The organism is Kitasatospora sp. Ki12 (genome assembly GCF_054601375.1).
In genome coordinates this window covers 3,501,741-3,515,484 of record NZ_BAAIHT010000001.1, presented here as the reverse complement: position 1 = coordinate 3,515,484, position 13,744 = coordinate 3,501,741, and the positions used below count along the sequence as shown (strand labels likewise).

The 13,744-nt window shown below is 73.4% G+C and carries 14 protein-coding genes and 1 tRNA gene; 8 read left to right on the top strand and 7 right to left on the bottom strand.

Annotated elements, in window-relative coordinates; translation table 11 throughout:
- Positions 1 to 29 precede the first annotated feature (29 nt).
- From ACYP53_RS15510 to fabF, 5 genes are all read left to right on the top strand, one after another.
- A complete protein-coding gene (locus tag ACYP53_RS15510) occupies positions 30 to 1,226 on the top strand; it encodes a PucR family transcriptional regulator (RefSeq protein WP_189918487.1) in 1,197 nt (398 codons plus the stop codon).
- Between the two features lie 91 nt (positions 1,227 to 1,317).
- Positions 1,318 to 2,268, top strand: a complete 951-nt coding sequence (locus tag ACYP53_RS15505) for an ACP S-malonyltransferase (RefSeq protein WP_189918134.1) — start codon at positions 1,318 to 1,320, stop codon at positions 2,266 to 2,268.
- A complete protein-coding gene (locus ACYP53_RS15500) occupies positions 2,265 to 3,296 on the top strand; it encodes a beta-ketoacyl-ACP synthase III (RefSeq protein WP_189918132.1) in 1,032 nt (343 codons plus the stop codon). The genes ACYP53_RS15505 and ACYP53_RS15500 overlap by 4 nt, the downstream gene beginning before the upstream one ends.
- 79 nt (positions 3,297 to 3,375) lie before the next feature.
- Positions 3,376 to 3,618 (top strand): acyl carrier protein, encoded by a 243-nt coding sequence (locus ACYP53_RS15495; RefSeq protein ID WP_189918130.1) that lies wholly within the window; start codon positions 3,376 to 3,378, stop codon positions 3,616 to 3,618.
- A 182-nt stretch (positions 3,619 to 3,800) separates the two neighbouring features.
- Positions 3,801 to 5,066: a beta-ketoacyl-ACP synthase II gene (gene fabF / locus ACYP53_RS15490; RefSeq protein ID WP_189918127.1), complete on the top strand. Its 1,266-nt coding sequence runs from the start codon at positions 3,801 to 3,803 to the stop codon at positions 5,064 to 5,066.
- Between the two features lie 63 nt (positions 5,067 to 5,129).
- Here fabF and ACYP53_RS15485 read toward each other — a convergent pair whose 3' ends face one another.
- Both ACYP53_RS15485 and ACYP53_RS15480 read right to left on the bottom strand, forming a co-directional pair.
- On the bottom strand, positions 5,130 to 5,624 hold the full coding sequence (locus tag ACYP53_RS15485; RefSeq protein WP_189918125.1) for a DUF3145 domain-containing protein: 495 nt from the start codon (positions 5,622 to 5,624) through the stop codon (positions 5,130 to 5,132).
- 389 nt (positions 5,625 to 6,013) lie between these two features.
- Complete coding sequence (locus ACYP53_RS15480) at positions 6,014 to 7,039, bottom strand: NADP-dependent oxidoreductase (RefSeq protein ID WP_189918123.1); 1,026 nt, start codon at positions 7,037 to 7,039, stop codon at positions 6,014 to 6,016.
- A gap of 103 nt (positions 7,040 to 7,142) precedes the next feature.
- Between ACYP53_RS15480 and ACYP53_RS15475 the strand changes: the two genes are divergently transcribed.
- Positions 7,143 to 7,607 (top strand): MarR family winged helix-turn-helix transcriptional regulator, encoded by a 465-nt coding sequence (locus tag ACYP53_RS15475; protein WP_459647696.1) that lies wholly within the window; start codon positions 7,143 to 7,145, stop codon positions 7,605 to 7,607.
- Between the two features lie 120 nt (positions 7,608 to 7,727).
- Positions 7,728 to 9,245 (top strand): LCP family protein, encoded by a 1,518-nt coding sequence (locus ACYP53_RS15470; RefSeq protein ID WP_459647695.1) that lies wholly within the window; start codon positions 7,728 to 7,730, stop codon positions 9,243 to 9,245.
- Positions 9,246 to 9,270: 25 nt separating this feature from the next.
- On the opposite strand, the gene ACYP53_RS15465 is transcribed toward ACYP53_RS15470, so the two are convergent.
- From ACYP53_RS15465 to ACYP53_RS15445, 5 genes are all read right to left on the bottom strand, one after another.
- Positions 9,271 to 10,206: a 1-aminocyclopropane-1-carboxylate deaminase/D-cysteine desulfhydrase gene (locus ACYP53_RS15465; protein ID WP_459647694.1), complete on the bottom strand. Its 936-nt coding sequence runs from the start codon at positions 10,204 to 10,206 to the stop codon at positions 9,271 to 9,273.
- 127 nt (positions 10,207 to 10,333) lie between these two features.
- Entirely contained in the window at positions 10,334 to 10,963 is a 630-nt protein-coding gene (locus ACYP53_RS15460; RefSeq protein WP_459647693.1) for a GOLPH3/VPS74 family protein, read from the bottom strand.
- 36 nt (positions 10,964 to 10,999) lie between these two features.
- Positions 11,000 to 11,272, bottom strand: a complete 273-nt coding sequence (locus ACYP53_RS15455) for a type II toxin-antitoxin system antitoxin (RefSeq protein ID WP_459647692.1) — start codon at positions 11,270 to 11,272, stop codon at positions 11,000 to 11,002.
- A gap of 9 nt (positions 11,273 to 11,281) precedes the next feature.
- Positions 11,282 to 12,229 (bottom strand): SPFH domain-containing protein, encoded by a 948-nt coding sequence (locus ACYP53_RS15450; protein ID WP_189918111.1) that lies wholly within the window; start codon positions 12,227 to 12,229, stop codon positions 11,282 to 11,284.
- 290 nt (positions 12,230 to 12,519) lie between these two features.
- A tRNA-Ile gene (locus tag ACYP53_RS15445) sits at positions 12,520 to 12,593 on the bottom strand.
- Positions 12,594 to 12,785: 192 nt separating this feature from the next.
- Here ACYP53_RS15445 and ACYP53_RS15440 point away from each other — a divergent pair.
- Complete coding sequence (locus ACYP53_RS15440) at positions 12,786 to 13,643, top strand: trypsin-like serine peptidase (RefSeq protein WP_459647691.1); 858 nt, start codon at positions 12,786 to 12,788, stop codon at positions 13,641 to 13,643.
- Positions 13,644 to 13,744 lie beyond the last annotated feature (101 nt).

Below are 13,744 nucleotides of genomic sequence, written 5' to 3'. Positions count from 1 at the left end.
GTGACCGCCCCGGCCGTACGGCGCCCCGCCTGACGGCGCAGGAGCGCAGAAACGCCGCCGAGCGCGCCGAGCGCCGGGCGGCGACGCTCAAGCGGCTGGAGAAGGCCTCGGGCAAGCTGGCCACCGCCGCGATCTCGCGGATGGACGACCAGCTCGGCTGGTACCGGCGGATGCCGCCGGAGCACCGGTCCTGGATCGGCCTGGTCGCCCAGGCCGGTATCGCCGCCTTCACCGAGTGGTACCGGCACCCCGAGTCCGCGAAGGCGATCTCCACCGACGTCTTCGGCACCGCCCCGCGCGAGCTGACCAGGGCGATCACCCTGCGCCAGACCGTGGAGCTGATCCGCACCACGATCGAGGTGATGGAGGAGGCCATCGAGGAGGTGGCCGCCCCCGGCGACGAGGCGGACATGCGCGAGTCGGTGCTGGTCTACGCCCGGGAGATCGCCTTCGCGACCGCCCAGGTGTACGCCCAGGCGGCCGAGGCGCGCGGCGCCTGGGACGCCCGGCTGGAAGCGCTGGTGGTCAACTCCCTGCTGTCCGGCGACGCCGACGAGGGCGTGCTCTCGCGCGCCGCCGCGCTCGGCTGGGGCCAGCCCAGCCAGATCCGGGTGGTGATGGGCAACGCCCCGGACGGTGACAGCGAGCTGGTGGTGGAGGCGATCCGCCGGGCCGCCCGGTACGCCAAGCTGCACGTGCTGACCGGGGTGCTGGGCAGGCGCCTGGTGGTCGTGGTCGGCGGCGACAAGGAGCCGGTGCAGGCGGCCAGGGCGCTGATCGGCCAGTTCGCGCCGGGCCCGGTGGTGGTCGGCCCGACCGTGCCCGACCTGCTCTCCGCGACCCGCTCGGCGCACGCCGCCGCGGCCGGCCTGCGCGCCTGCGCGGCCTGGCCGGACGCCCCGCGCCCGGTGCTGGCCGACGACCTGCTGCCCGAGCGGGCGCTGGCCGGTGACCAGGCCGCCCGCCAGCAGTTGGTGGAGGAGATCTACACACCGCTGGACGAGGCCGGTTCGGCCCTGCTGGAGACGCTGAGCGTCTACCTGGAGCAGGCCTCCTCGCTGGAGGGCGCCGCCCGGATGCTCTTCGTCCACCCCAACACGGTGCGCTACCGGCTACGACGTGTGACCGACGTCACGGGGTACGCCCCGTCCGACGTACGTTCGGCGTTCACCCTGCGGATCGCACTGGCCCTCGGCCGACTGACCGCGGCCGGGGAGCCCAGCTGAGCCGGGATGTAGGGACCATACAATCCCGGATGGTTTTCTTCGTTACCGTCGCCTACCCGCCCCTGGGCGCCTGGCGAGAGAGGGTTGAACCGTGCTCGTAATCGTCGCCCCTGGACAGGGTGCCCAGTCCCCCGGTTTCCTCAGCCCCTGGCTGGAGCTGGACGGTGTCGCCGACCGCCTTCGCGGCTGGTCGGAGGTGGCCGGGCTCGACCTGGTGCACGCCGGCACCGAGGCGTCCGCCGAGGAGATCAAGGACACCGCCGTCGCCCAGCCGCTGCTGGTCGCGGCCGGTCTGGTGACCGCCCGGGAGCTGTTCCCGGACGAGGACGCCGCCCGCAAGCTGGTCGGCGCCGTCGCCGGCCACAGCGTCGGTGAGATCACCGCCGCCGCCGGTGCCGGAGTGCTCAGCGCCCACGACGCGCTGGCCTTCGTACGTGAGCGCGGCCGGGCCATGGCCGCGGCCGCCGCCGTCACCGAGACCGGCATGATCGCCGTGCTCGGCGGCGACTCGGAGGTCGTCGCGGCGAAGCTGGCCGAGCACGGCCTGACCGCGGCCAACAACAACGGCGGCGGCCAGATCGTCGCCGCCGGCACGCTGGCCCAGCTGGAGGCGCTGAAGGCGGACCCGCCGGCCGGCGCCAAGCTGATCGCCCTGAAGGTGGCCGGCGCGTTCCACACCGAGCACATGGCCCCCGGCGTCGAGCGGCTGGCGGAGCTGGCCCCGACCCTGACCGCGGCCGACCCGCAGGTCCGTTACGTCTCCAACAAGGACGGCGCGGTCGTGGACTCCGGTGCCGAGGTGCTCGCGCGCCTGGTGTCGCAGGTGTCCAACCCGGTCCGCTGGGACCTCTGCATGGAGACCCTCGGGCAGCTGGGCGCGACGGCCGTGATCGAGCTGTCCCCCGCGGGCACCCTGACCGGGCTGCTCAAGCGCAACCTCAAGGGTGTGGCCACGCTCGCCCTCAAGACCCCCGCCGATCTGGACAAGGCCCGCGCGCTCGTCGCGGAGCACGGCGGTCAGGACCAGGAGTTCCACGCATGACCAAGCCCCAGATCCGTCCCGCCACGGGTGCGCGGTACTCGCGCATCCACGGCGTCGGCGGCTACCGCCCGGTCCGGGTGATTCCCAACGCCGAGGTGCTGGAGTGGATCGACTCCTCGGACGAGTGGATCCGCACCCGCAGCGGCATCACCGAGCGCCGCTGGGCCGGCCCGGACGAGTCCGTCGCCGAGATGTCGGTGCAGGCCGCCGGCAAGGCCATCGCCCAGGCCGGGATCTCCGCGGACCGGATCGGCGGCGTGATCGTCGCGACGGTCTCGCACCTCAAGCAGACCCCGGCGATCGCCACCGAGATCGCCGAGCGGCTCGGCTGCGGCACCGCCCCGGCCTTCGACATCTCGGCCGCCTGCGCGGGCTTCGGCTACGGCCTCGGCCTGGCCGACGGCATGATCCGCGGCGGCAACGCCGAGTACGTGCTGGTGATCGGTGTCGAGCGGCTCAGCGACCTGACCGACCAGTCGGACCGCTCGACCGCCTTCATCTTCGGCGACGGCGCGGGCGCCGCGATCGTCGGCCCGTCCGACGTCCCCGGCATCGGCAAGCTGATCTGGGGGTCCGACGGCTCGCAGGCCGACGTGATCACCCAGACCGAGGCCTGGGACACCGCCTTCGCCAAGCCCGACGCCGTCAACGGCCCGGGCGGCGAGACCAAGTGGCCGTACCTGCGGATGGACGGCCAGCCGGTCTTCCGCTGGGCGGTCTGGGAGATGGCCAAGGTCGCCCAGCAGGCGCTGGACGCCGCCGGGGTGACCGCCGACCAGCTCGGCGCGTTCATCCCGCACCAGGCCAACATGCGGATCACCGACGCCATGATCAAGGCCCTCAAGCTGCCGGAGTCGGTGCCGGTTGCCCGTGACATCGCGGAGACCGGCAACACCTCCGCGGCCTCCATTCCGCTCGCGATGGAGCGCATGCTGGAGACCGGCGAGGCCCACAGCGGCGACCTGGCGCTGATCATCGGGTTCGGGGCCGGTCTCGTGTACGCCGCAGCAGTCGTTACGCTCCCCTAGGCGCGTTTCGCCCATTGCCCCACAAGCCTGTGCCCGGCCGCCGGCCGGACACGTTCAACACTGAAGAGGAGCAGCCAGTATGGCTACCAAGGACGAGGTCCTGGAAGGTCTCGCCGAGATCGTCAACGAGATCGCCGGTATCCCGACCGAGGATGTCGCGCTCGACAAGTCCTTCACCGATGACCTGGACGTCGACTCGCTGTCCATGGTCGAGGTCGTCGTGGCCGCCGAGGAGCGCTTCGACGTCAAGATCCCGGACGACGAGGTGAAGAACCTGAAGACCGTGGGCGACGCGGTGGACTACATCCTCACCAACGCCTGAGCGATCGATTCGTTCGACTCGGCCAGCTCGTCCGGCGTCCCGCACGCCTCCGACGGCTGACCTGTCGGCCCGGCTCACCGAGCCAGGCCGACCGCCGGCCGGGACGCCCCAACCGGGGCGCCCGGCCGGGCCCGTCCTCGGCTCCCGCCGACCCCCCGCACACGTGAGAGAAGAAGAAACCAGTGACCGCTGAAAATCGCACCGTGGTCGTCACGGGTATCGGCGCCTTCACGCCGCTGGGCGCCGACGCCGCCAGCACCTGGGAGAACCTGGTCGCCGGCAGGTCCGGTGTGGCGGCCCTGACCGAGGAGTGGGCCGAGGAGCTGCCGGTTCGGATCGGTGCGCGCACCGCCGTCGAGCCCGGCGAGATCCTGCCCCGCCCGCTGGCCCGCAAGCTGGACCGCTCGGCCCAGTTCGCCCTGATCGCGGCCCGCGAGGCCTGGGCCGACGCGGGCTACGAGACCCCCGCCACCGACGAGTCCTCCAAGCTCGCCCCCGAGCGCCTCGGCACCGTCATCGCCTCCGGCATCGGCGGCGTGACCACCCTGCTCGACCAGTACGACGTGCTGCGCGAGAAGGGCGCCCGCAAGGTCTCCCCGCACACCGTCCCGATGCTGATGCCCAACTCCCCGGCGGCCAACGTCGGTCTGGAGGTCGGCGCCCGCGCGGGTGTGCACACCCCCGTCTCCGCCTGTGCCTCCGGCGCCGAGGCGATCGGCTACGCGATCGAGATGATCCGCACCGGTCGCGCCGACGTCGTGGTGGCCGGCGGCACCGAGGCGGCGATCCACCCGCTGCCGATCGCCGCGTTCGCCAGCATGATGGCGATGTCCAAGAACAACGACGACCCCCAGCACGCCTCCCGCCCGTACGACAAGGCCCGTGACGGCTTCGTGCTGGGCGAGGGAGCCGGCGTGGTGGTCCTGGAGTCGGTCGAGCACGCCGAGGCCCGGGGCGCCCGGATCTACTGCGAGGCCGTGGGCCAGGGCCTGTCCTCGGACGCCCACCACATCGCCCAGCCCGAGCCGACCGGTGCCGGTGTGGCCCGCGCGCTGGCCGACCTGTTCGAGCGCAACGAGCTGGACAAGGCCGAGATCGTGCACGTCAACGCGCACGCCACCTCGACCCCGCAGGGCGACACCGCCGAGCTGAAGGCGCTCCGCAAGGAGCTCGGCGACGACCTGGACCACATCGCCATCTCGGCCACCAAGTCGATGACCGGCCACCTGCTGGGCGGCGCCGGCGGCGTCGAGACCGTCGCCACCGTGCTGGCCCTGCACAACCGTCTCGCCCCGCCGACCATCAACGTCGACGACCTGGACGACGACGTGGACGCGGACATCGTGCGCGGCGAGGCCCGCAAGCTGCCCGAGGGCCGGATCGCGGCGCTGAACAACTCGTTCGGCTTCGGCGGCCACAACGTGGTGCTGGCCTTCCGCACCCGCTGACGCCCATGACGGAGGGGCCGGCGCTCGTCGCGAGCGCCGGCCCCTCCGTCGTACCCGTCGGTCTCAGACCACCTGGTGCAGCCAGCGCACCGGAGCGCCCTCGCCCGCGTACCGGAACGGCTCCAGCTCGTCGTCCCAGGGCTTGCCGAGCAGCCGGGCGATCTCGGCCTCCAGGTCGGCCCCCTCGCTGCGGGCGCGCAGCAGGACGGCGCGCAGCCGGTCCTCGGGGATCAGGATGTCGCCGTGGATGCCGGTGACGGCGTGGAAGATGCCGAGCGAGGGCGTGCTGCTGTAGCGCTCGCCCTCCGCCGTGGCGCAGGGCTCGCTGGTCACCTCGTACCGCATCAACTGCCAGCCGCGCAGCGCGGAGGCGATCTTCGAAGCCGTGCCGGGCTCCCCCTGCCAGGAGAGCTCGGCACGCCAATGCCCGGGTGCGGCCGGCTGGCGGATCCAGTCCAGGCTCACCCGCACACCGAGCACCCCCGCGACGGCCCACTCGACGTGCGGGCACAGCGCGCGGGGCGCGGAGTGGATGTACAGAACTCCACGTGTCGTCACCGGGACCTCCAGGCTGTGGACGAGGGTCGCCTTCCCCAGCTGCCTCGTGCCTGCAGTTGATCCACAGTTACCCACGTTAGCCGACATTAAGCCACTAAATTGAGCAAAACGGACAGGCTTTCGCTCAATGCTAGTCGAATCCTCAACGAGGTCTACCCCTCGGCCGGATCTCTCCCCCGAACGGCCCCATCGCCGGGCGGGACCACCGTACCGCGCCGCCCCGCACGATGGCTGACGCACTTTCGGATCCGGCCGGAATGCGGTAGTGCGGGCGGATCCCCTGCGCCCGACCGCGAACCTTTCCGCGCGGCCCCGCGCGACCCCGGGTACGGGACCGCCCCGCGCGCCCGGGTCGGGGCGGCGGGGCGGTCGGGCGTCCTGACGTGGCGTCAGCCGTCCAGGCGGACGACCATCTTGCCGGTGTTGGCACCGCGCAGCAGGTCGAGGAAGGCCTCGGCGGCGTGCTCGAAACCGTCCACCACGGTCTCCTCGTTGCGCAGCTCGCCGGAGGCCAGCCAGCCGGCCACCTCGGCGACGAACTGCGGCTGCAGCGCGGCGTGGTCGCCGACCAGCATGCCCTCCAGGCGCAGCCGCTTGCCGATGGCGAGCGCGAGGTTGCGCGGGGCGGCGGGCGCGGTGGTCTCGTTGTACTGGGCGATCGCGCCGCAGAGCACGGCGCGGCCGTGCACGTTCAGCGCGCCGATCGCGGCCTCCAGGTGGTCGCCGCCGACGTTGTCGAAGTACAGGTCGATGCCGTCCGGGGCGGCCGCGGCGAGCTGCTCGCGGACCGGGGCCTCCTTGTAGTCGAAGGCGGCGTCGTAGCCGAAGTCCTCCACCAGCCTGGTGACCTTCTCGGCCGAGCCGGCCGAGCCGACGACCAGGGCGGCGCCCTTGAGCTTGGCGATCTGGCCGACCATGGAGCCGACCGCGCCGGCCGCGCCGGAGACGAAGACCTTGTCGCCCTCCTTGAGGCCGCCGACGGCGAGCAGGCCGGCGTAGGCGGTCAGGCCGGTCATGCCGAGCACGCCGAGGTAGGCGGAGAGCGGGGCGGCGGCCGGGTCGACCTTGACGGCGCGCTTGGCGTCCACGGTGGCGTACTCGCGCCAGCCGAGGCCGTGCAGCACCGCGTCGCCCGGGGCGAAGCCCTCGGCCTCGGAGGCCACCACGTAGCCGACCGCGCCGCCGTCCATGGCCTCGCCGAGCTGGAACGGCGGGACGTAGGACTTCACGTCGTTCATCCGGCCGCGCATGTACGGGTCCACCGAGAGGTAGGCGTTGCGGACCAGGATCTCGCCCGGACCGGGGGTCCGGACCGGGGCCTCGACCAGGGCGAAGTCGGTCGGCACCGGCCAGCCCTGCGGGCGGGCGGCGAGGTGCCATTCACGGGCGGTGGCGGGGGCGGCCTGCTCTGCCATGGATGGTTCTCCTTGCGCTTCAACTGCATGAAAGGTTGAGAAACTGAAGTAACGATGGACATAAAAGGTTCATGTTGTCAACTTTTCAGGTAGACTATGGACCATGGACACTCAGCCGGCCCAGGACGCCACGCCGCAGCCCGACGAGATCACCCGCGAGGTCGTCGACCTGATGGCCAACCTGGTCGCGCTCTTCCACCGCGAGTACGAAGAGGCCGCCGCCGCCCGCTCGCTCACCGGAGCCCAGGCCAAGGTCCTCGCGCTGCTGCGGCGCGGGCCGATGCCGATGCGCCAGATCGCCCAGACGCTCAGCTGCGAGCCGTCCAACATCACCGGCATCGTCGACCGGCTGGAGTCCCGCGGCTTCGTGACCCGCGAGGCCGACCGGCAGGACCGCCGGGTCAAGCTGGTCGCCGCCACCGACACCGGCTCGGCCGCCTCCACCGAGCTGCGCGAATCGCTGAACTTCGCCCGCGAGCCGCTGGCCGCCCTCGGCCCGGACGAGCGGACGGTCCTGCGCGACCTGCTCCGGCGGATGCTCACGGGCGCCGCCGGCCCCGGCGCGTGACCAGCATCACAGGCTCGACGGGAGATCCGTTCGCCCATCGGGGGTAACCGAACCGCCTTCCGGAACGTCTAACGTTCGAATCATCGAACGCGAGATACCTGAAGACGGGGGGCACGGAGGATGAGCAGCAGCACGCGCCGGCGCCGCTACCTGCGGACCGCCATCGGCCTGGCCGCCGTTCTGGTGCTGTCGGTCGTGGGTGCCGGAGCCTGGTTCTACCACCGACTGGACAGCAACATCACCACCTTCGACGCGGGCGGCGTCGCCACCGAGCGCCCGCCCGCCCCCGTACCGGCCACCCCGGGCGCCTCGGTGCCGGTCAACGTGCTGCTGCTCGGCTCGGACACCCGCGACGACGGCAACAAGTCGCTCGGCGGCGGCGACGAGGGCGTCGGCCACTCGGACACCGCGATCGTGCTGCACATCTACGCCGACCACAAGCACGCCGTCGGCGTCTCCATACCCCGCGACACCCTGGTCACCATCCCGTCCTGCCGGCTGCCCAGCGGCGCCTGGACGACCGCCAGGAACGACCAGATGTTCAACGCCGCCTTCTCCGTGGGCGACGACCCCAAGGGCAACCCGGCCTGCACCCAGAACACCGTGGAGAAGCTCACCGGGCTGCGGATCGACCACACCGTGGTGGTCGACTTCAAGGGCGCGGCCGCGATGGCCGACGCCGTGGGCGGCGTCGACGCCTGCGTCCCCAACGACGTCAACGAGTACGGCATCCACCTGAAGAAGGGCCTGCAGAAGCTCTCCGGACAGTCCGCCGTCGACTACCTCCGGGCGCGCCACGGCATCGGCGACAACTCCGACGTGGGCCGGATGAAGCGCCAGCAGGCCTTCCTCTCCTCGATGATCAAGAAGGTCCAGGGCCAGGGCTTCTCGCTGCCGACCCTGCTGCCGCTGGCGGACGCCGCCACCAAGTCGCTCACCGTGGACGAGGGGCTGGGCACCGCGATGAAGCTGGTGGACTTCGCCCGCTCGGTGCAGGACATCAAGCTCTCCGACGTCACCTTCGTCACCGCGCCCTGGCGCTTCGCGGGCGAGCGGATCCGGCTGGTCCAGCCGGACGCCGACACCCTCTGGACGCTGCTGCGCGAGGACCGCACCCTGGACGGGCAGAGCACCGCCGGAACCGGCCAGGTGACCGCCTCGCCCACCGCGACCGCCGGCGCCGACACCCCGCTCACCCCCGAGCAGGCGGCGGCCCCGATCACCGTGGTCAACGGGGTCGGCAGCGCCGGGCTGGCCGGCTCCGGCGCGGAGACGCTCAAGGCGCGGGGCTTCCGGAACGTCACGCTCGGCACCAACGACCCCGGGCACCAGGTCACCCGGATCGGGTACGACCCCGCGCTGAAGGCCACCGCCGACCAGGTGGTGGCGCTCTTCCCCGGCGCCAAGGCGGTCGAGGAGCCCGGCTCGGAGGCGGTCACCGTCACGCTCGGCGCCGACTACCGGGCGGCCGGCACCCGGATCGACGCGGTCTCCTCCCCGAGCCCGGCACCCGGCGCCACCGCCGGTGCCACGCCCGGTGCCGCGCCCGTCACGCCGGGCGGTGGCATCCCCACCGGCATAGCGGAGAACACCCGCAACGCCGACACCGACCCGTGCGCCAACCTGACCTTCGGCTGACCGCGCCCGGCCGCCGGGCGGCCGGTTACTCGGGCTGCTCGGGCTGCTCGGGATCGGGCACCCCGGTGACCACGGCGGTGAGGCGGGTGCCCCGCGGGAAGGCGCCCGCCTCGGCCAGGCCGGCCAGCGCGGCCAGCAGCTTGGCGACGTAGCGGCGTTCCAGCGGGACGCCGTGCCGGCGCTCGAACCCCTCGGCGAAGGCCGCCAGGTCCGCCGGGACCCTGCCGTAGCCGCCGCCGTGGTGCGCGTGGTCGATCCGCCAGTTGTCGAACTCGCGCCCGTACGCGGCCCGGTGGAGCCTGGCGACCTCCGCTTCCAGGTAGCCCTCGCCGCCGCGCAGCACGGCCACGCCGAGCGCCCGCGCGCCCGGCGGCAGGCCCGCCGCGATGCCGGCCAGGGTGCCTCCGGTGCCGACCGGGCAGCAGACCACGTCACGGGCGCCCAGGTCGGGCAGTTCGGCCGGGACCGCCGCCGCGCCGACGGCGGCCAGGGCGTTGGAGCCGCCCTCCGGGAGCACCAGGCAGGAGCCCCAGCGGCGCCGCAGCTCCTCGGCCGAGGCGCCGTGGTCCGCGGCGGCCCGGCCGGTGGCCTCCCGGTAGGCGGCCCGGGTCAGGAACTCCAGCCGCATCCCGGCCGCCTCGGCCGCCCGCAGCGACCAGTTGCGCGGTCGGTCGGCCAGTTCCTCGCCGCGGACCAGCCCGACGCTCTCCAGCCCGAGCGCCCCGGCGGCGGCCGCGACCGCCCGCAGGTGGGTCGAGTACGCCCCGCCGAAGGTCAGCAGCCGGGTGTGGCCGCGCTCGACGGCGTCGGCCAGGTTCGGCGCGAGCTTGCGCCACTTGTTGCCGGGGACGGTCGGGTGCAGCAGGTCGTCCCGCTTCAACCGCAGCTCCACCCCGGCCCGGGCGAACACCTCGTCGGTGCAGTCCACCAGCGGGGTCGGCAGCAGGGCGGGTTCGAGCATCCGGCCAGCCTACGCGGGCCCCGGACGGCGCGAGCCCGGACGGCGCGAGCCCGGACGGCGGGAGCCCGGCCACCGTCAGCGGCGGCCGGGACCGGTCCGGGTCCGGGCCCGGGCCCGGGCCGCCGGGTCAGCCCGCCCCGCCGTCCGCGCCCTTCGCGTTGATGGCCCGCCGCAGCGCGCGCGGGACGGGGCCGGCGGCGGGGGCCAGCTTGTCGATCCGGGCCCGGAACTCGCGGCGCCGGCGCCACGTCAGGGCCGAGCCCAGCCGGGCGGCGTCGACCAGCGCGACCAGGGCGGCGTCGGCCGGGTCGACCCGGCTGAACGGGCCGCTCAGCGCCGACGTGACACTCGCCGCCAGCGCCTTGCGCACCCGGGGTTCCGGCAGGGTGACCCGTGCGACCGGGAAGAGCCCGAGCACCCGGCGCCGCTCGACCCGGATCCGGCCGGCGGCCGCGAGCCCGTCGCGGACCACCCGCGCCGACCACGCCTCGCGGCCGATCCAGCCCTTCCACGTGCGCCGACGCCCCTGGTGGATCGCCTCCAGCAGCGCGGCGGAGAGCGGGTCGAGGCCGTCGGCCGGGCCGGCCACGCCGACCGGGTGCCGGCCGTCGTCGCGGATCAGCCCGCGGCGGAGGAGTTCGGTGAGCGCCGCCGCCCGTACGGCCAGGTCGAGGTGGAGGGTGCCGGTGAGCCGCTCGCGCTCGGGGTCGTAGGCCAGCAGGTACAGCTTCTCGGGGAGGGTGGCGGGCAGGTCCATGTCGGTCTCCGAAGTCTTCGCGCGCCCGGCCGCCGGTCAGCTCTCGGTGGAGCCGTCGGGCTCCGAGCCGTCCTTGGGCAGGCTCTCCTTGGCCGGGCTCTCCTTGGCCGGGCTCTCCTTGGGCGGGCGTCCGCGCCGGGGAAGCCGGTCCGCGCCGCTGGGCATCCGGCTCGCGTCCGTCAGGGCGCGGCGGAGGAGGAACTCGATCTGCGCGTTGGTGCTGCGCAGGTCGTCCGCAGCCCATCTGGCGAGGGCGTCGTGAACCGAAGGGTCCAGTCGCAACAGGATCTTCTTCCGCTCCGTCGCCACTGCCTCGCCTTACTGGTAGAGGGAGCCCGTGTTGACGACGGGCTGGGCGCCGCGGTCGCCGCAGAGCACCACCAGGAGGTTGCTCACCATGGCGGCCTTGCGCTCCTCGTCCAAGTCCACCACGTCGCGCTCGGCGAGCCGGTCCAGCGCCTCCTCGACCATGCCGACGGCGCCCTCGACGATCAGCCTGCGCGCCGCCACCACGGCCCCGGCCTGCTGACGCTGCAGCATCACCTGGGCGACCTCCGGGGCGTAGGCGAGCCTGGTGATCCGGGACTCGATGACCCGCACGCCGGCCGAGGCGACCCGGGCGGAGATCTCCGCGGACAGCTTGCGGGCGATCTCCTCCGCGCCGTCGCGCAGCGACAGCTGGCCCTCGTGGTGGGCGTCGTACGGGTAGCTGGTGGCGATGTGCCGCACGGCCGTCTCGGTCTGGATGGCGACGAAGTCGGTGTAGTCGTCGACCTCGAACATGGCCATCGCGGTGTCCTCGACCTGCCAGACCACCACGGCGGCGATCTCGATCGGGTTGCCGTCCGCGTCGTTGACCTTGGTGGTCTCGGTCTCGTGGTTGCGGATCCGCAGCGAGATGTGGCGACGGCTGGTGAACGGGTTCATCCAGCTCAGGCCCTCGGCGCGGACGGTGCCCCGGTAGCGGCCGAGCAGCTGCACCACCCGGGCCTGGCCGGGCGAGACCACCGTCAGCCCGCAGAGCAGCACCACGGAGGTGATCAGCAGCACGGGCCCGACGGCCACCAGCGCGGCGCCCGGCCCGCCGTTCCCGCCGGACAGCTGGACGATGCCGGTGATGAACGACGCGGCCCCGGCGACCAGGCCGAGCAGCGAGCCGAAGAGCATCGGCAACCCGGCGGAACCGGTGATGAGCCGTTCGGTGATCTTCGGGGCCGGGATGTCGAGGACGGGGCCGTCCTCGACGGAGACGTGCGGTGCGGTCATGGGACCGACTCCCCCTGTTCGATGTGCGCCGCGCGAGTGCTCGCGTCAGCTGTCAAAGTGATATCACTTTTTTCGCACAGTGCGCCAGGGGTCGGCAGCGGGGAGCGGGCGGAGGTGGGGAGCCGTCAGGCGGTACCGGGGCCGATGCCCACGGGCGGGTGAATCGCGGCGCGCCACACGGGAAAGGAGGTGGCCGCGCCCTAGACTCTGCGTCGTCGCAGGCGCCGGGCTCCGGATCAGGAGCGCGCCCGCGGACGGTCGTTCACGACACTCGTCACGCATCGAGAAGGTGGGGCGGGTGGGACTCGAACCCACGACCAAGGGATTATGAGTCCCCTGCTCTAACCGGCTGAGCTACCGCCCCGGTTCGCCGCGCGCGCCGGTCGTCGGCCACGGCAGCAGCAGACGGCCCCTGCGAGGCCGTCCCGGGCAGCATAGCCGGTCGATCACCCGTGGTGCGCGCCGGGGGCGCACCTGGGTGCGCGACGGTGCGCGCCCTCTCCCCGCGGCGGGGCCCGGGTGGCGGCGGGGCCCCCGTCCGGGGCAGCCTGGGCGGATGACGACTCGTAGGGCGGGAGCGGGAGCGACGGCCGGGGTGCTCGCGGTGGCGCTGGCCGCGGCGGGCTGCACCACCTCGGCGGGGCCCGGCGGGGGCGTGCCCACGGTCACCTCGGCGCCGCCCGCATCCGCCGCGGGGGACGCCCACGGCTGGAACAGGCAGCGGTTCAAGGGCGCGGTCGGCAAGCACACCGGGGTGACCCGCACCGCCAAGCCCACCGTGCTCAACGGCCTGGTCGGCGCGGTGTTCACCCGCAACGCCGACGGCGACCACTTCTGCACCGCCAGCGTGGTCGACAGCGCCGGGCTCAACCTCGTCGTCACCGCCGCCCACTGCGTCTGGGACCCGAAGCTCGGCCGGCGCAGCGACCTGGTCTTCGTCCCCGGCTACCGGGACGGCGAGACCCCCAGCGGCGTCTGGCCGCTGCTGTCGGTCACCGTGGACGACGCCTGGAAGGACCACGCCGACCCGGACATGGACGTCGCCTTCGCCGTCGTCCAGGCCCAGAACGGGCAGCAGGTCCAGCAGGTGCTCGGCGCCAACCGACTGGGCGTCAACCGCGGCTACCGGGTGCCGGTGAGGGTCACCGGCTACCCCGGCAGCAGCGACGTCCCGATCACCTGCTCCAACACCACCTCCGAGCAGAGCCCGACCCAGCTGCGGATCGACTGCCCCGACTACACCGGCGGCACCAGCGGCAGCCCCTGGGTCACCGACTTCGACCCGGCGACCAGGACCGGCACCGTGGTCGGCGTGATCGGCGGCTACCAGGAGGGCGGCGACAACCCGGACACCTCGTACAGCAGCTACTTCGGCGACCGCGTCCAGGCGCTGTACGACCGCGCCACCGGCTGACCGGGGCCGGACCGGGCCCCGGCGGTGGCGCCGCCCGGCACGGCCTGGTAGATCTTCCTCACGAACGGCGGAACGCACACTCCCGGTGCCCGCCCCGAGGA